The sequence below is a fragment of the Nonomuraea antimicrobica genome, assembly GCF_039536965.1.
Classification (GTDB): domain Bacteria; phylum Actinomycetota; class Actinomycetes; order Streptosporangiales; family Streptosporangiaceae; genus Nonomuraea; species Nonomuraea antimicrobica.
This window is the reverse complement of record NZ_BAAAZP010000207.1, coordinates 1-16,499: the sequence shown is the minus strand read 5'-3', so window position 1 is coordinate 16,499 and position 16,499 is coordinate 1. Positions and strand designations below refer to the sequence as shown.

At 72.1% G+C, this 16,499-nt stretch carries 14 protein-coding genes; 8 read left to right on the top strand and 6 right to left on the bottom strand.

Features of this window, described 5'->3' with window-relative positions; genetic code table 11:
* Window positions 1–75: 75 nt before the first annotated feature.
* Entirely contained in the window at window positions 76–357 is a 282-nt protein-coding gene (locus ABD844_RS45365) for a DUF3040 domain-containing protein (RefSeq protein ID WP_344893525.1), read from the bottom strand.
* 134 nt (window positions 358–491) lie between these two features.
* Between ABD844_RS45365 and ABD844_RS45360 the strand changes: the two genes are divergently transcribed.
* From ABD844_RS45360 to ABD844_RS45345, 4 genes are all read left to right on the top strand, one after another.
* On the top strand, window positions 492–1,535 hold the full coding sequence (locus tag ABD844_RS45360) for an Rv2578c family radical SAM protein (RefSeq protein ID WP_344893522.1): 1,044 nt from the start codon (window positions 492–494) through the stop codon (window positions 1,533–1,535).
* Between the two features lie 225 nt (window positions 1,536–1,760).
* Window positions 1,761–1,904, top strand: coding sequence for a hypothetical protein (locus ABD844_RS45355; protein ID WP_344893519.1), 144 nt, complete (start codon window positions 1,761–1,763; stop codon window positions 1,902–1,904).
* 82 nt (window positions 1,905–1,986) lie between these two features.
* Window positions 1,987–5,124 carry a S41 family peptidase gene (locus ABD844_RS45350; protein ID WP_344893516.1) on the top strand — a complete coding sequence of 1,046 codons (3,138 nt, stop codon included), beginning with the start codon at window positions 1,987–1,989 and terminating at the stop codon, window positions 5,122–5,124.
* A gap of 161 nt (window positions 5,125–5,285) precedes the next feature.
* Window positions 5,286–6,575 (top strand): glycosyltransferase family 4 protein, encoded by a 1,290-nt coding sequence (locus ABD844_RS45345; protein ID WP_344893514.1) that lies wholly within the window; start codon window positions 5,286–5,288, stop codon window positions 6,573–6,575.
* 16 nt (window positions 6,576–6,591) lie between these two features.
* Here ABD844_RS45345 and ABD844_RS45340 read toward each other — a convergent pair whose 3' ends face one another.
* Window positions 6,592–7,479: a S1C family serine protease gene (locus tag ABD844_RS45340; protein WP_344893511.1), complete on the bottom strand. Its 888-nt coding sequence runs from the start codon at window positions 7,477–7,479 to the stop codon at window positions 6,592–6,594.
* Between the two features lie 217 nt (window positions 7,480–7,696).
* Here ABD844_RS45340 and ABD844_RS45335 point away from each other — a divergent pair, with 217 nt between their 5' ends.
* A complete protein-coding gene (locus ABD844_RS45335; protein ID WP_344893509.1) occupies window positions 7,697–8,410 on the top strand; it encodes an HNH endonuclease family protein in 714 nt (237 codons plus the stop codon).
* Window positions 8,411–8,437: 27 nt separating this feature from the next.
* Here the strand turns inward: ABD844_RS45335 and ABD844_RS45330 are convergent, their stop codons facing one another.
* Window positions 8,438–9,280 (bottom strand): GDSL-type esterase/lipase family protein, encoded by an 843-nt coding sequence (locus tag ABD844_RS45330; protein ID WP_344893507.1) that lies wholly within the window; start codon window positions 9,278–9,280, stop codon window positions 8,438–8,440.
* A 218-nt stretch (window positions 9,281–9,498) separates the two neighbouring features.
* Between ABD844_RS45330 and ABD844_RS45325 the strand changes: the two genes are divergently transcribed.
* Entirely contained in the window at window positions 9,499–10,728 is a 1,230-nt protein-coding gene (locus ABD844_RS45325) for an isochorismate synthase (protein WP_344893505.1), read from the top strand.
* A gap of 36 nt (window positions 10,729–10,764) precedes the next feature.
* Here the strand turns inward: ABD844_RS45325 and ABD844_RS45320 are convergent, their stop codons facing one another.
* Window positions 10,765–11,385 carry a YigZ family protein gene (locus ABD844_RS45320; protein WP_344893504.1) on the bottom strand — a complete coding sequence of 207 codons (621 nt, stop codon included), beginning with the start codon at window positions 11,383–11,385 and terminating at the stop codon, window positions 10,765–10,767.
* A 180-nt stretch (window positions 11,386–11,565) separates the two neighbouring features.
* Here ABD844_RS45320 and ABD844_RS45315 point away from each other — a divergent pair, with 180 nt between their 5' ends.
* Window positions 11,566–13,590 (top strand): hydantoinase/oxoprolinase family protein, encoded by a 2,025-nt coding sequence (locus ABD844_RS45315; RefSeq protein ID WP_344893502.1) that lies wholly within the window; start codon window positions 11,566–11,568, stop codon window positions 13,588–13,590.
* Window positions 13,587–15,215, top strand: coding sequence for a hydantoinase B/oxoprolinase family protein (locus ABD844_RS45310; RefSeq protein WP_344893500.1), 1,629 nt, complete (start codon window positions 13,587–13,589; stop codon window positions 15,213–15,215). The genes ABD844_RS45315 and ABD844_RS45310 overlap by 4 nt, the downstream gene beginning before the upstream one ends.
* 28 nt (window positions 15,216–15,243) lie before the next feature.
* Here ABD844_RS45310 and ABD844_RS45305 read toward each other — a convergent pair whose 3' ends face one another.
* Window positions 15,244–16,089 (bottom strand): metallophosphoesterase family protein, encoded by an 846-nt coding sequence (locus ABD844_RS45305; RefSeq protein WP_344893498.1) that lies wholly within the window; start codon window positions 16,087–16,089, stop codon window positions 15,244–15,246.
* Between the two features lie 119 nt (window positions 16,090–16,208).
* A partial coding sequence (locus tag ABD844_RS45300) for a helix-turn-helix domain-containing protein (protein ID WP_344893496.1) occupies window positions 16,209–16,499 on the bottom strand: 291 nt, incomplete at its 5' end.

The window sequence follows — 16,499 nt, the reverse complement described above, 5'->3', positions numbered from 1 at the left end:
CCTCGCGCACGACGGAAGGCCCTCTGCCGGGCCGGTGGAGGGCGGGTGTCGGTGAGGAGTCGGGAATCGGCGGCGTCACAAGGCGGCGGACAGCGCGAGCGCCGCCGCGGCCTCGTTCCGGAGAACCATGATCAGAAGTGTGGCGACCAACGTGGCGATGAGCAACCAACTGATCAGGATGATGACCGTCGAGCGGCGCGGGCGACGCTTGGAGTCACGCTCCCCCGTCGACCTCGCCTCGCTACGACCAACCCGCTCGTTGAACGACTCGAGCCGTGCGACGAGTCGCGGATCGTCGTCGACGAGGTGCTGCTCGATCTGGGCCAGGATCCGCTCCTCGTCCTGCGACCAGGCCATAGGTGCACCTCCCGAACGCAAGCTCCGTGGCCTCTTTCTGCCCAACCCTGAAGATCATTAGCCCCTGCCTGACCAGGTAATTACAACCTCTTTTCGGTTTGCGATCAAGCTCGAACCTTTGTTCTAATCATGGCATGCGCTGGGACAACTTGCGGCTGGCCGCGCCCGGCCGAGACGATCCGGCCCTGCCGCTCTTCGCTCGCGGCGCGGTGGTCCGCACGTTCGACACGCCCGAGTTCAAGGGGATGACCTTCTACGAGATCCGGGCCCGATCCATCGTCAACCGGGTTCCCGGGGCCAGCCGGGTCCCGTTCGGCTACACCATCAACCCCTACCGAGGGTGCGCCCATCGCTGCGTTTACTGTTTTGCCCGAAAAACGCATGAATATCTAGATTTGGATGCCGGTGCCGACTTCGATACCAAGATCGTGGTCAAGGTCAACGCCGCCGAGCTGGCCCGCAAGGAGCTGGCCTCGCCCCGCTGGGGCGGCCACCACGTGGCCATGGGCACCAACGTCGACCCCTACCAGCGCGCGGAGGGCCGCTACAAGCTGATGCGCGGCATCATCGCCGCGCTGCGCGACGCCGCCAACCCGTTCTCGGTCCTCACCAAGGGCACGCTGATCCTGCGCGACCTCGACCTGCTGACGGAGGCCGCCGACGTGACGGAGGTCGGCGCCAACGTCTCGGTGGGGTTCGTCGACGCCGACCTGTGGCGGGCCGTCGAGCCCGGCACGCCCAACCCGCGCCGCCGCCTGGAGACGTGCGCGACGCTCAACGACAACGGCATCGGCTGCGGGGTCCTGATGGCGCCCATCCTGCCCTACCTGACCGACTCCCCCGCCCAGCTCGACCGCACGGTCAAGGAGATCGCCGAGGCGGGCGCCACCCACCTCGCGCCCATCGTGCTGCACCTGCGACCCGGGGCCAGGGAGTGGTGGCTGAGCTGGCTCTCGCGCGAGCACCCACGCCTGATGCCGCGCTACCTGGAGCTGTACGGGCGGGGGGCCTACGCGCCCAAGGCATACCAGGAGCGGGTGACGGGCCTGGTCAAGGAACTCGCCGAACGCCACGGCGTCGGCCGTGCCACCCCCGCCATGGCCCGCCGCCTCCCACCGCCCCGGCCGCGACCTCTGTCCGAGCCCTCGCCCGAGCCCGAACAGCTCCGCCTCCTCTGACAGTCACCCCTTACCCGAGCCCTCCGGCCGAAGCCTCGTCCGAGGGGCCGTCCGAAGCTCTCGGTCGAGCCGGAGAGGCCACCGCTGCCGATGGCCTCGTCGCCGCCGTCGACTGGGGCGCAATGGGCCGGATAGGTGGTATGTCGGGTTTCGTGAGTAGATGGGTATTAACGGGCTTGGTGTACCAATTCGGTGCACCTCGTCCGTACAGGGGGGATGATCTCCATGGCTGACACGAGGAAGAAACCCGCGGCCAAGTCCGGCAAGTCCAAGAAGCAGGCCATCAAGAGCAGCCGCCAGGCCAAGGACACCAAGCGGGAGAGCCGGAACCCGACCGGCGAAGAGCGTCCTCCCGGGCAGCCCTCGTAGACCGCCCGGCCGGTGACATGATGATCGGACGGCCGGGGCCGGGAGGGCTCGGTCGTCCGATCTGACCGTGGAGCTGCCCCGCATGTCGGCTTACCTGCGCTTCCCCGCCGTCTTCCAGGACGTGGTGGTCTTCGCCGCCGAGGACGACCTGTGGATGGTCTCCGCCCAGGGAGGCCGGGCCTTCCGGCTCACCGCCGGGCTCGCCGAGGCCGGTTACCCCCGCATCTCGCCGCGCGGCGACCAGCTCGCGTTCGTCGGCCGCGAGGAGGGCCCGGAAGAGGTGTACGTGATGCCGTCCGACGGCGGCGCGGCCCGCCGGGTGACCTTCCACGGGTCCCGCTGCACGGTGACCGGCTGGGACCCCGAGGGCCAGATCGTGTACGCCAGCGACCAGTCACAGCCGTTCGAGGGCCGCCAGTGGCTGCACCGGGTGGCGCCGGGCGGGGTGCCGGAGCGGCTGCCGTACGGACCGGCGAACTCGATCGCGTACGGGCCGGAAGGCATGATCGTGCTCGGCCGCAACACCGCCGACCCGGCGCGCTGGAAGCGTTACCGCGGCGGCACGGTCGGCGACCTGTGGATCGACCCGCTCGGCGACGGCGAGTTCAGGCGGCTGATCAGGCTGCCGGGCAACCTGGCCTCCCCTTGCTGGAGCGGGGGCCGGGTGTGCTTCATCTCCGACCACGAGGGCGTCGGCAACGTCTACTCGTGCTCGCCCAGCGGCGACGACCTGCGCAGGCACACCCACCACGACGACTACTACGCCCGCAACCTGTCGGGCGACGGGCACCGGCTGGTCTACCACGCGGGCGCGGACCTGTACCTGCTGGAGCCCGGCGAGCGGCCGCGCCGCCTGGAGGTGCGGCTGGCCAGCTCCAGGACGCAGCGCAACCGCAGGTTCGTCGAGGCCGCCGACTACCTCGACAGCGCCCGGCTGAGCCCCGACGGCAGCGCCGTGGCGGTCACCGCGCGCGGCAAGGCGTACGCGATGGCGAACTGGGAGGGCCCGGTACGCCAGCACGGCTCCCCCGACGGCGTCCGCTACCGCTTCCTGACCTGGCTCAACGACGGCACACGACTGATCGCGGCGGCCAGCGACGACGGCGACGAGGAGAAGCTGGTCGTGCTCGAAGGCGGCGAGGGCGGCCCCGGCACGGAAGTGGCCCGGCTGGGCCGGATCAACGAGCTGGTGCCCGACCCCGCCCACGACCGGGTGGCGGTCGTCAACCACCGCCACGAACTGCACCTGCTCGACCTGGCCACCGGGCGGACCGAGCTGGTCGAGGCCAACCCGCACGGCCCGCCGGAGGACCCGGCCTGGTCGCACGACGGCCGCTGGCTGGCGTACGCGAGCCCGCTCAACGCCCAGACCACCGCGATCAAGCTGCACCACCCCGAGACGGCCCGCACGGTGCAGGCCAGCGAGCCGGTGCTCAAGGACTCGATGCCGGCCTTCGACCCGCAGGGCCGCTACCTGTACTTCATCGGCCAGCGCGTCTTCTCCCCCGTCTACGACCAGCTCCAGTTCGACCTGGGCTTCCCGCTGGGCTCCCGCCCGTACGCGGTGGCGCTGCGGGCCGACGAACCCGACCCGTTCGTGCCCCGGCCGCGTCCGCTGACCGGCAAGGAGGACGACGAAGAAGAGGAGAACGAGGACGGCGACGAGGACGAGCCGCTGCGCGTGGACGTGGACGGGCTGGCCCGCCGGGTGACCGCGTTCCCGCTGCCGGAGGGCCGCTACGAGCGGGTGGCCGGGCTGAAGGGCAAGGCGCTGATCCTGACCAGCCCGCTCGAAGGGGAGGACACGCTGCACCTGTTCGACTTCGCGAAAGGGCGGAACGAGACGTTCGCCGAGGGCGTGAGCGATTTCGAGCTGGGCCGCGACCACAGGACGCTGCTGTACCGGGCGGGGAGCAGGCTGCGGGTGGTCAAGGCGGGCGAGGTGCCCGGCGACGAGGAGGGGCCGGGGCGCGAGAGCGGCTGGATCGACCTGTCGCGCATCAAGGTGTCGGTCTGCCCTGAGGCGGAGTGGCGGCAGATGTTCCGTGAGGCGTGGCGGCTGCAGCGGGAGAACTTCTGGACCGAGGACATGGCGGGCGTCGACTGGCCGGCCGTCTACGACCGCTACCAGCCGCTGGTGGAGCGGGTGACGACCCGGGGCGAGTTCTCCGACCTGCTGTGGGAGCTGCACGGGGAGCTGGCCACCAGCCACGCGTTCGAGAGCGGCGGCGAGTACCGTCCCGGGCCCGACTACAGCCAGGGCAAGCTGGGCGTCGACTGGTGCCTGCGCGACGGCGTCTACCACATCGCTGCCATCGTGACGGGCGACCCGGGGGATCCGCAGGCGACCTCGCCGCTGACCCGGCTCGGGGTCGACGTGCGTACGGGTGACGCCGTGCTGGCCATCAACGGCGCGCCCGTCGGAGAGCCGTCGGAGGGCGCGGCCACGCCGAACGAGCGGCTGGTCAACCAGGCGGACGAGGAGGTCGAGCTGACGTTGCGGCGCGGGGAGCGGGTCTTCTCGGTGACCGTACGCGCCCTGGCCGACGAGCAGCCCGCCCGCTACCGCGACTGGGTCAACCTCAACCGCGCCCAGTGCCACCGGCGCTCCGGCGGCCGGGTCGGCTATCTGCACGTGCCGGACATGGGGGCCGAGGGGTTCGGGGAGTTCCACCGGGGGTTCCTGGCCGAGTATGACCGGCACGCGCTCATCGTGGACGTACGCTTCAACGGCGGCGGGAACGTCTCGGCGCTGCTGCTGGAGAAACTGGCCAGGCGGCGGCTGGGCTACGACTATCCGCGGTGGGGGGCGGCGGAGCCGTACCCGCCGGAGTCGCCGCGCGGCCCGCTGGTGGCCGTCACGAACGAGTGGGCTGCTTCCGACGGCGACATCTTCAGCCACACCTTCAAGCTGCTCGGGCTGGGCCCGCTGGTCGGCAAGCGCACGTGGGGCGGCGTGATCGGCATCTGGCCGCGCCACCGGCTCGCCGACGGCACGGTGACCACGCAGCCGGAGTTCTCCTTCGCCTTCGACGACGTGGGCTGGCAGGTGGAGAACTACGGCACCGACCCGGACATCGAGGTGGACATCACCCCGCAGGACTACGCCCGGGGCGTGGACACGCAGCTCGAACGGGCCATCGACGTCGCGCTGAGCCTGCTGGCCGAGCGTCCGCCGCACACTCCCGACCCCCGGCACCGGCCGCGCATGCAACCTTAGCCACCTTTCCGGCGTCTAAAGATCATAGGTGGCGAAAGCGCACAGGGGATGAACACGTGCACTCCACCGAGGCTGGACAACGGCCGGTGGCGAGGCGATGTTCCTCACCGCCGGCCACGTGTGTTGAGACTTCTTCCGCATACACGAGGGGGATTCGTCACGTGCGCGCACTGGCACGCAAGGGCAGGTCGGCCGTGGGCAGGCTCTACCGGGGATACACCCGGCGCAAGACACGCAACGCACCGCCGCCTTCGACCGAGCGGGTCCGCATCCTGCTCCTGCACGCCTACGGGATGGGCGGCACGATCCGGACGGTGTTCAACCTGGCCGGTTACCTGGCCGACGAGCACGACGTGGAGATCGTCAGCATCCTGAAGGAGGCCGAGGAGCCGTTCTTCCCGATCGATCCGCGCGTGCGGTTCCGCTTTCTCGACGATCGGATCAACCCCGGCGCCGACCCGGTGCGGGCGATGTTGTCGAAGCTGCCCAGCAGGCTGATCCCCAAGGAGGAGTCGGCCTACCACCGCTTCAACCTGTGGACCGACCTCAGGCTGGCCCGCTTCATCCGTTCCATGGACACCGGCGTGCTGATGGCCACCCGCCCGGGGCTCAACCTCGCGATCGCGCAGTTGGCGCTGCCCGGGGTCATCACGGTCGGGCAGGAGCACGTGGCGCTGCGCACCCAGCCGGAGCCGGTCCAAGAGCTGATCAAGTGGCGCTACCGCCGTCTCGACGCCCTGGTCACGCTCACCAAGGCCGACCTGCGCGACTACCGCGAGACGCTGCCCAAGAAGCCGCGCAGGCTGACGCGCATCCCCAACGCGGTGCCGCCGATGACGGGTGACGTGGCCAAGCTCGACGCCAAGGTGGCCGTGGCCGTCGGCCGGATGACCCGCATCAAGGGCTTCCACCGGCTGATCGCCGCCTGGGAGACGGTCGCCGCCGCCCACCCCGACTGGAAGCTGCGCATCTTCGGGGCGGGGCCGCAGGAGGAGAACCTCGCCCAGCAGATCGCCGAGGCGGGCCTGGAGGGCAAGGTCGAGCTGCCGGGGCCGACCACCGACGTGGGCGCCGAGCTGGAGAGGTCCTCGATCTACGTGCTCAGCTCGCGTCACGAGGGCTTCCCCATGACGATCCTGGAGGCCATGGGCAAAGGGCTGGCCATCGTCAGCTTCAACAGCCCGCACGGGCCGAAGGAGATGATCACGCACGAGGTGGACGGGCTGCTGGTCAAGCCGCGCACGAACGCCAACCTCGCGGAGTCGATCATCCGGGTCATCGAGGACGAGCGACTGCGCCGCGACCTCGGCACCCGGGCGCTGGAGACGGCCGGCACCTACGACGTGGACGTGGTCGGGGAGCAGTGGGACGCGCTCCTGGCCGACCTGCTGGCCCGGCGCGAGCGCAAGCGGGCCCCGGCGGCGGAGGACGTCACGCCGCCCTGCCCCTGACCCACGCCCCGCGGCGTCACACGCCGGAGCCCGTCAGCTCCACGGGCTCGGCGATGACGTCCACGAGCGCGCCGTTGCGGTGGACGGTGATCGGCAGCGGGCGCCCGATCGCGTCGGCGAACATCAGCCGCTGCAGGCTCTGCGCGTCGCCCACCGGGTGCCGCCCCGCGCTCAGCACCAGGTCGCCGGCGCGCAGCCCGGCCCGCTGCGCGGGCGAGCCGGGCACCACCTCGACCACCCGCAGCGCCCCCTCCTGCCCGGTACGCCGCCGCAACGGCTCGGGCAGCGGCGCCGGGGAGGTCACCAGGCCCAGGAACGCCCGCCTGACCCGGCCGTCCCTGATCAGCGCGGCGATGATGGACCGGGTCGTGTCGTTCACCGGCACGGCCAGCCCCACGCCGACCCCGGCCACCGCCGTGTTGACGCCGACCACCCGGGCCCGCGAGTCGGCCAGTGCCCCGCCCGAGTTGCCCGGGTTGAGTGCGGCGTCGGTCTGGATCACGTCCTCGATCAGGCGCAGGTTGGAGCCGCTGCGCGCGGGCAGCGACCGGCCCAGCCCTGAGACCACCCCGGCCGTCACCGACCCCGACAGCCCGAGCGGGTTGCCCACGGCCACGACGAGCTGCCCCACCACCAGCTCGTCGCTGTCGCCCAGCTCGGCGGGCGGGGGTGTGGCGGTCTGCGCCCTGATCACCGCCAGGTCCGACAGCGGGTCGCGGCCGACGACCTCGAAGTCGCCGGACGTGCCGTCGGCGAAGGCGATGGCGCCGGCCCGGGAGGAGCCGACGACGTGCGCGTTCGTCAGCAGGAAGCCGTCGTCGGTGAACACCACCGCCGAGCCGCTGCCCCGCCCGGCCCGCACACTGGCCACTTTCGGCAGCAACTCGGCCGCCACGGAAGACACCACGTGAGAGTAGGCGTCAAGGGGATCCGCCATCGCGCCCTCCAGGATGATTACGTGCTTACACGTTAACTCGCGTTTCCGGCCGCCGTAAGTGCCGGCCGAGGGACGGGGATCGGCGTCAGCATCGATCGGACGGCGAGTCACACAACCCTCCCCGTGTCGCAAGAGGCGGGACCGGGAATCTCTCTAGACAACCTGGAGCTCATGGAGGGTCCGTTTGAGCACCAAGGACGCGTTCGCCGTCCTCACCGGCGCCGTCATCGTCGTTTCCCTCATCGACAGCACCAAGACCCCACCGGCCACCGCCGCCGGCCCGCTGGGCAACCTCAGCGGGACGCTGCCGGGCCTGGCCCCCGTCAGCGCCGACGCCGACAGGTCGGAGGCCCGCGGGCTCATCGAACGCCTGCGCGTCAAGGGGCTCGGGCCCGGCACGGGCTACGCGCGCACCCGCTACGGGGAGAACTGGGCCGACAGCGCCACCGGCGTGCCGTACGCGCGCAACGGCTGCCGTACCCGTGACGACCTGCTGGCCCGCGACGGCCGGAACGTGAAATACCGGGCGGGCTCGACCTGCGAGGTCGTCTCCATGGACCTGACCGACCCCTACACGGGACGGCTCATCCGCTGGCACAAGAGCGACGCCGACGACGTGCAGGTCGATCACGTGGTGCCGCTCAACTACGGGTGGCGGATGGGGGCGCGGGGGTGGCCGATGTCCAAACGTCTCGACTTCGCCAACGACCCGCTCAACCTGCTGCCCGTCGACGGGAACGCCAACGAGCAGAAGGACGCCTCGGGGCCGGCGGGCTGGCTGCCGCCCCGGCGCGACATCCGGTGCGCGTACGTCACGCGGTTCGCCCAGGTGGCGCTCAAGTACGACGTGCCGGTGACGGCCGCCGACAAGAGGGCGATGCTGGCGCAGTGCCGGTGACCGCCCGCTCCCGGTCGTGGGCCCGCGTCAGCGGGGGTCGAGCCAGGTGAAGCCGTTGTCGTAGGTCCGCCGGGCCAGCACCGCCTGCCCGGAGGTGTTGGGGTGGAAGTAGTCCCACCTGCTCACGTGGTCGAGCGTGAACGGGTAGGAGAAGACCGCTCCCCCGTCGGTACGGCAGTTCGCGCCGTACGCGGCGCACGCCTGGGCCGCCGCGCGGTTGTAGGCCATGACGCGGTCGCGCACCCGGGAGCGGCGCTCGGCGTCGGCCCGCTTGGTCGAGGTGGGCCGGGCGAGCATGGTCTGGCAGATGCGGCCGGCCGCCCAGAACGTACGGGCCAGCGGGGTGTCCTTGCCCACCTGCCAGAGCCGCCGCAGGTCGGGGATGCTGGCGATGAACACGCGGGCCCTGGGCAGGCCGGCGCGCAACTCGGCCAGCGCCGTGTCCAGGCGCCGCCGGTAGGTCTCGACGGAGGTCATCGCCTCCTCGGTGCGTACGCAGGCGTCCTGGGCGCCTATGAGAATCGTCACGTAGTCGGCCTTGGCCGAGACCGCCTTCTTCGCCTGCGCGAGCAGGTTGGCGCTGGTCGCGCCGGGGACGGCGTAGTTGTGGTTGTGCTTTTGGAGCGTTCCAGACAGCTCGGACAGCCGCAGGTAGTGGCTGTTGACCTGGCCGCTGTCGCCGGTCGCCCAGGAACGCGGGGTGCAGGAGACATAGAAGCCGCAGGAGTTGAACCCGGTCGAGATGGAGTCGCCGAGTGCGGCCATGACCTCGGGCACCGGCTGCGCGGCGGCCGACGCGGCGGCGGCCTGGGCCGGGCCCGAGGCGGTGAGTACGACGGCGGCGAGGACGGGACCCAGGCGAGCGATCATGGGCTCAAAGGTAGGGAGCCGATCACCGCCTCACCATGACCTCGCCGCGACGCCTGCCACTTCAGGACCGACTTCATATCGGCGCTTGACAGGCCGGACCGGATCGGGTTGGGCTCAATACGCCGTGGCATCCGGTTTTTTCCGGGTTCTTTGCCCGTAAGCTCGCATTCACGGGGGTCCGAGTCGAACGTGTTCAGTTCCCGCATAGAGTGTCTCGGGTGAGTGTCGCGCTCGGAACAACCCGCCCGCTGCCGGTTCGCACCACCCATGTCGGCGACCCCGGTGATCTGCTGGCTGCTCTCCCTCGCACCGCACCCTACGCGTGGATCAGGAACGGCGAGGGATTGGTCGGCTGGGGTGAGGCCGCCCGGGTGGCCGTCCCGCCGGGGCCCGGCAGGTTCGCCTGGGCCCGCCAGTGGCTGGCCACCGTGTTCGGCGAGGCGCAGGTCGACGACGCCGTGCGCACACCCGGCTCCGGCGCGGTGGCGTTCGGCAGCTTCACCTTCGACCAGGACTCCCACGGCTCGGTGCTCGTGGTCCCGCGCGCCGTGCTGGCCCGGCGCGGCGGCCACGCCTGGCTGACCACGATCGGCGAGGCGCCGCTGGAGCGGTTCACGCCCGTTCGCGACCCCGGCCGCATCAGCTACGGCGACGGCAGCCTGTCCGCTCCCGAGTGGGAGCACATCGTGGCGCGGGCCGCCAAGCGCATCCGCGAGGGCGAGCTGGAGAAGGTGGTGCTGGCCCGCGACCTGGTCGCCACCGCCGAGCGGCCGATCGACGTGCGGCTGCTGCTGGACCGGCTGGCCCGCCGCTATCCCGAGTGCTACACGTTCTCGGTGGCGGGGCTGGTCGGGGCCACGCCCGAGCTGCTGATCCGGCGTACGGGCCAGGAGATCGAGTCGCTGGTGCTGGCGGGCACGACCCCGCGCGGCACCGGCCCGGCCGACGACCTCGCCCGGGGGGCGGCGCTGTTCGCCTCGACGAAGGACCGGCACGAGCACGAGTGCGCGATCGCCTCCGTACGCCAGACGCTGGCGCCGCTGTGCTCCTCGCTCACCACTCCCGACGAGCCCGAGCTGCTCGTGCTGCCCAACGTGCAGCACCTGGCCAGCCACGTCACCGGGCGGCTGGCCGACGGGGCGTCAGTGCTCGACGTGGTGGCCGCCATGCACCCGACGGCGGCCGTCGGCGGCACCCCGACCAGCACCGCGATCCAGGTGATCCGCGAGCTGGAAGGCATGGACCGCTCCGGCTACGCGGGTCCGGTGGGCTGGATCGACGTCCACGGCGACGGCGAGTGGGGCATCGCGCTGCGCTCGGGGCTCGTGCAGGGCCGCCGGGCCCGGCTGTTCGCGGGCGGCGGCATCATGGGCGACTCCGACCCGGCCGCCGAGCTGGCCGAGGCCCAGGCGAAGTTCCGGGTGATGCAGTACGCCCTGGAGGGCTGACGCCCAAGAGCGGGCGCGGAGCGTCACCCTCCGTGGTCAGGCCGGCACGTGGAGGGCGTCGCCGAGGTCCACACGGGCCCGCCCGGCGGTCAGCGTGGCCACCCAGTCGGTGAACGTGGCCACCTCGTCGTCGCCCACCGCCACGGCGAACGTCACCTCGCCCGCGTAGGCGACCTCGCGCACCGCGTGCCGGGAGGCCCGCAGGTCGTTCTCGACCCGCCCGGCCTGGTCGTGGGCGACCGCGACGCGTACGAGCCTGGCCGGGACCATCCGAACCGGCTCGGCCCGGTCGAGGGTCTCGGTCACCGCCGAGCCGTAGGCGCGCACCAGCCCGCCCGCGCCCAGCAGGGTGCCGCCGAAATAGCGGGTCACCACCGCCACCACGTCGCTGAACCCCCTCCCCACCAGCGCCTGCACCATGGGCGTGCCCGCGGTGCCGCCCGGCTCGCCGTCGTCGTCACCCTTCTGGACCCGCTCGCCGATCACGTACGCCGTGCAGTTGTGGGTGGCGTCGGCGTGCTCGCGGCGGCGCTCGGCGATGAACGCGGCCGCCTCGCCGACAGTGCGCGCCGGGGCCAGGGCGCACAGGAAGCGCGAGCGCCGCGCCTCGGTCTCGTGCTCGACGACGGTCTTCAGGGTGAGGTACGGGGCAGGCACATCCGACAGCGTATTGCCTTGCCGCGGGAACTCCCGGACGGCAACCGGGCCGACCGGCCCCGCCGACCTCCCGCTCCGCGCGGCGTTTTCCCGGACACCCGGCGGGACGCACTACCGGCGGCGCCCGGCTGTGCGGAGCGCACACGATCGGGCGGCCGGGCGCGGCATACGGTTCCCCGCATGAGCTATCGCGTCGCCATGGACATCGGGGGCACCTTCACCGACGTGGTCTGCTACGACGAGCGCACAGGGGCCGTGACCGCCTCGAAGGCGCCCACCACGCCCGCGGACCTGGCGGAGGGCGTCTTCGCCGCGCTGGGCCGGGTCGTCGACGATCCCGCGGACATCTCGTTCTTCGTGCACGGCACCACGCAGGGGCTCAACGCGCTGCTGGAGCGCAAGGGCGCGCGGGTGCTGCTGCTGTCCGGCCAGGGCGGCCGGGACGTCTACCAGATCGCCAGGGGCAACCGGGACCGCATGTTCGACCTGCGGTACCGCAAGCCCGAGCCGCTGGTGCCGCGGCAGGACGTCATGGAGATCGGCGGCCGGCTGGACTACCGGGGGCGGGAGCTGGTCCCGCTGGACGAGGAGTCGGTGCGGGCGGCGGCGCGGCGGGCGCGCGCCGAGGGGTTCGACGCGGTGGCGGTGTGCCTGCTGTTCTCCTTCGCCGATCCGGCCCACGAGCTGCGGGCGGGCGAGATCCTCCGGGCGGAGCTGGGCGAGGACGTGCTGGTCGTGCTCTCGCACGAGGTGGCGCGGGAGTGGCGGGAGTACGAGCGGACCTCGTCGGCGGTGCTGGAGGCGTACACCGGGCCGGTGGTGCGCGGTTACCTGGCCGGGATCGGGCGGCGCTTCGCCGAGCGCGGGCTGGGCGTGCCGGTGCACGTGATGCAGTCGTCGGGCGGGCTGGTCAACGCCTCGTACGCGATGCGCCGGCCGCTGCAGACGCTGCTGTCCGGGCCGGTCGGCGGGACGATGGGCGGGGTGGCGGCATCGAGGCTGCTGGGCACCGGCCACGCGATCTGCGTCGACATGGGCGGCACGTCGTTCGACGTCTCGCTCATCGTGAACGGCCGTCCCGACGTCACCGCCGAGACGCGCATCGAGGGCTACCCGGTGCTGATGCCGATCGTGAACCTGCACACGATCGGCGCGGGCGGCGGCTCGATCGCCTACGCCGAGGCGGGCGCGCTGCGCGTCGGCCCCGAGTCGGCCGGGGCCGTGCCGGGCCCGGCCTGCTACGGCAGGGGCGGCGTCCGGCCCACCGTCACGGACGCTAACGTGGCGCTCGGGCGGGTGGACCCGGCGTGGTTCGCGGGCGGCCTGATGACGCTGGACCACGAGGCCGCCGGGGCCGCGGTGGCCGAACTGGCCGAGGAGCTGGACCTCGACCCGCTGCGGCTGGCCGAGGGCATCTGCGACGTGGCCAACGCCAAGATGGCGCAGGCGATCCGTACGCTGACCGTGGAGCACGGGGTGGAGCCGCGGGAGTTCGCGCTGGTGGCCTTCGGCGGCGCGGGCCCGATGCACGCCGTGTTCATCGCTCGGGAGCTGGGGATCTCCGAGGTCGTGGTGCCGCGCTTCCCCGGGGCGTTCTCGGCGTGGGGGATGCTGCAGGCCGAGGTGCGCAGGGATCTGACGCATCCGTACTTCCGGCCGCAGGACACGCTCGACGGCGCCGACATGTGCGCGAACCTGGCCGCCCTGGAGCGGGAGGCGCTCGACGCGCTCGACGGGCAGGGCGTCCCGGAGGAGCGGCGGCGGGTGGAGCACGCCGTGGAGATGCGTTACGAGGGCCAGGACTACACGCTCACCGTCCCGCTGCGCGACGCCGAGGAACCGGCCGAGCCCGAGTTCCTCGCCGAGATCGCGGCCCGCTACGCCGAGGCGCACACCGGCCGCTACGGGCACGCCACGCCGGAGGCGCCGGTGGAGTTCGTCATGCTGCGCAGCACGGGGTTCGGCACGTTCGCGCGTACGGCGGCCCCGGCCGTGGCGCGGCCCGAGCAGGCGCCGCCCGGCGTCCATGACGTGATCTTCGACGGCGCCGTGCACCGCACCCCCGTGCTGCGCCGCGCCGACCTCTCCGGCGAACTGACCGGGCCCGCGATCGTGGTCGAGGAGACCGCGACCACGGTCATCCCACCCGGCTGCCTGGCCACCGTGGACGAGAACGGCTTCCTCATCGTGAAAGTGGACATGTGATCAACCCCGTCACCACAGAGATCATCCGCTGCGCGCTGCTCCAGGCGGCAGAAGACATGAACACCACCCTCATCCGCAGCTCCTACACCCCCGTCATCTACGAGGCCAAGGACTGCGCGGTCGCGCTGCTCGACCGCGACCACAACGTCCTGGGCCAGTCGTCCGGTCTGCCGATCTTCCTGGGCAACCTGGAGGTGTGCACCCGCGAGACCGAGCGCCTGTACGGCCGGGAGGTCTGGCAGGAGGGCGACGTGTGGGTGCTCAACGACTCCTACATCGGCGGCACCCACCTCAACGACGTCACCGTCTACGGGCCGATCTTCGCCGGTGGGGAGCTGGCCGGGTTCGCGGCCTCGCGGGCGCACTGGCTCGACGTCGGCTCCAAGGACCCCGGCGGCTCGATGGACTCCACGTCGATCTTCCAGGAGGGCCTGCGGATGCCCCCGGTCAAGGTGTACGCGGGCGGGCGGCCCTGCCGCGACCTGCACGAGGTGATCGCCCGCAACGTACGCTTCCCGCACGCCACCCTCGGCGACCTGCGGGCCCAGGTGAGCTGCGCCATGACCGGCCAGCGGCGGCTGAAGGAGATCGTCGACCGGTGGGGCCAGGAGACCGTGACGGCCGCCCGCGACCAGATCTTCGCCCAGACCGAGCGCATGGAGCGGGCCGCCATCGCGGCCATCCCCGACGGCGTCTACGAGGCGTCGGGCTTCCTCGACAACGACGGCGTCGACCTGGCCACGCCGCTGCCGGTCAACGTGCGGATCACGGTGTCGGGCGAGCACGTGCACGTCGACCTGAGCGACTGCGCCGACCAGGCGACGGGTCCTGTCAACTGCGGCGCGGCGCAGGCGGTGGCCGCCGTGCGGGTGGGCTACAAGCTGCTCGTCTCCGGTGACGTGCCGCTGAACGGGGGGTCGTTCCGGCCGCTGTCGGTGCGGACGCGGCCCGGCTCGATGCTGGCCGCCGAGTCGCCGGCCGCCTGCCAGTACTACTACTCCCACCTGGGGCTGCTCATCGACCTGGTGGTCAAGGCGCTCGCGCCGGCGCTGCCGGGCAAGGCGGCCGCGGCGTCGTACGGGGACTCGATGATCGTGCAGTTCACCGGGAAGGACCCGCGTACCGGCAAGCTGTACGTCTCCCAGGAGGCCACGGTGGGCGGCTGGGGCGCCTGGGAGGGCGGCGACGGCGAGAGCTGCCTGATCAACAACGTCAACGGCTCGCTGCGGGACATGCCGATCGAGGTGCTGGAGACGTTGTTCCCGGTCCGCGTCACCCGCTACGAGCTGCGGCCGGACACCGGCGGCGCCGGCCGGTGGCGGGGCGGCAACGGGGTCGTCCGCGAGTACGAGTTCCGCGGCGACACCTCGTTGTCGCTGTGGTTCGAACGCTCGGTCACCCCCGCCTGGGGGCTGGCCGGCGGCGGGGCGGGCGCTCCGCCGCGGGTCACCGTCAACCCGGGCACCGAGCGGGCGCGCGAGCTGCTCAAGGTGAACGCGCTGCCAGTCAGGACGGGCGACGTGCTGCGCTGCGAGTCGGGCGGGGGCGGCGGCTACGGCCCCGCCGGTGACCGCGACCCCGCCGCCACGGCCGCCGACCTGGCGCAGGGTATGGTCACCCGCTGATCCCGCGCCTTCGCCCCCCTGGCGGCGGTCAGGTTTCCGGCAGGACGTCGCGCAGCAGGCGGCGCGGGCCAGGACGGCGTTTCCACTCGCGCGGGTAACCGAGCGAGACCTCCTCGAAACGGACGCCGTCGTGCCAGGTGACGCGGGGGATGTGCAGGTGGCCGTAGATCATGGCGGCCGTGCGGTGGCGGCGGTGCCAGTCTCTGGTGGCCGTGGTGCCGCACCACTGGGCGAACTCGGGGTAACGCAGGATGTCCGTCGGCTCGCGTACCAGGGGGTAGTGGTTGACGAACACCAGCGGGACGTCGTCGTCGAGCGCCGCCAGGCGCCGCTCGGTCAGCTCCACGCGGGCCCGGCACCACGCCTCGCGGCTCGGGTACGGGTCGGGGTGCAGGACGTACTCGTCGGTGCAGACCACGCCGGTGCTGTGGGCGTAGGCCAGGCCGCTGTCCTTCGTGTGGTGGCCCGGGGGCAGGAACGTGTAGTCGTACAGGAGGAACAGCGGCACGATCCGCACCGGGCCGCCCGCGCCCTCCCACAGCGGGTAGTCGTCCTCAGGCGTGAGCACGCCCAGGTCGCGGCAGACGCCCACCAGGTGCTCGTATCGGGCCACTCCGCGCAGGTCGGGCCGCTCACCCTGCACGGTCCACAGCTCGTGGTTGCCCGGCACCCAGACGACCCGTTCGAAGCGGCCGGCCAGCAGGCCCAGCGCCCACGTGATGTCGGCCAGCCGCTCCCCCACGTCGCCGGCCACCAGCAGCCAGTCGCCCGGGGTGAGCGGTTTCAGCTCTTCGACGATGGCCCGGTTCTCGGGGTGGGCGACGTGCAGGTCGCTGACCGCCAGCAGCCTGCCTTCTGTCGGGGAAGCGGGCAACGGATGTCTCCTTCCGGGGCGCCTTCCGGGGTCGCCGTTACGAGCATGCCATGCGGGGCTCTCGCGTACGCGGTCCCGGATGTACGGTTTCAGCGGTTTCGGCCGTCCCAGGTAGGCGGTCAGCGGAGCATCACGTGGCAGGCCAGTTGCAGGGCCAGGCGGGTGGCGGCGTCGTCGAGGTCGAAGCCCGCCGCCTTGATGCGCTCCAGGCGGGTGGTGATCGTGTTGCGGTGGACGCCCAGCCGTTCCGCGGCCTTCAGCGCGCCGCCCTCGTCCAGGACCGCGGCCAGCGTCTCCAGCAGCGTGCCGTCGCGGTCGACGGCCAGCAGCGGGCGCAGCACGACGGCCGCCGGGGTCTGCAGCGCGGCGGTGGGCAGGGCTCCGAGCAGCTCGGCCGGGCCCATCCGGTC

Coding starts and splice junctions, on each gene's coding strand:
- ABD844_RS45365 (WP_344893525.1), bottom strand. CDS start 357: ATGGCCTGGTCGCAGGACGAGGAGCGGATCCTGGCCCAGATCGAGCAG.
- ABD844_RS45360 (WP_344893522.1), top strand. CDS start 492: ATGCGCTGGGACAACTTGCGGCTGGCCGCGCCCGGCCGAGACGATCCG.
- ABD844_RS45355 (WP_344893519.1), top strand. CDS start 1,761: ATGGCTGACACGAGGAAGAAACCCGCGGCCAAGTCCGGCAAGTCCAAG.
- ABD844_RS45350 (WP_344893516.1), top strand. CDS start 1,987: ATGTCGGCTTACCTGCGCTTCCCCGCCGTCTTCCAGGACGTGGTGGTC.
- ABD844_RS45330 (WP_344893507.1), bottom strand. CDS start 9,280: ATGATCGCTCGCCTGGGTCCCGTCCTCGCCGCCGTCGTACTCACCGCC.
- ABD844_RS45315 (WP_344893502.1), top strand. CDS start 11,566: ATGAGCTATCGCGTCGCCATGGACATCGGGGGCACCTTCACCGACGTG.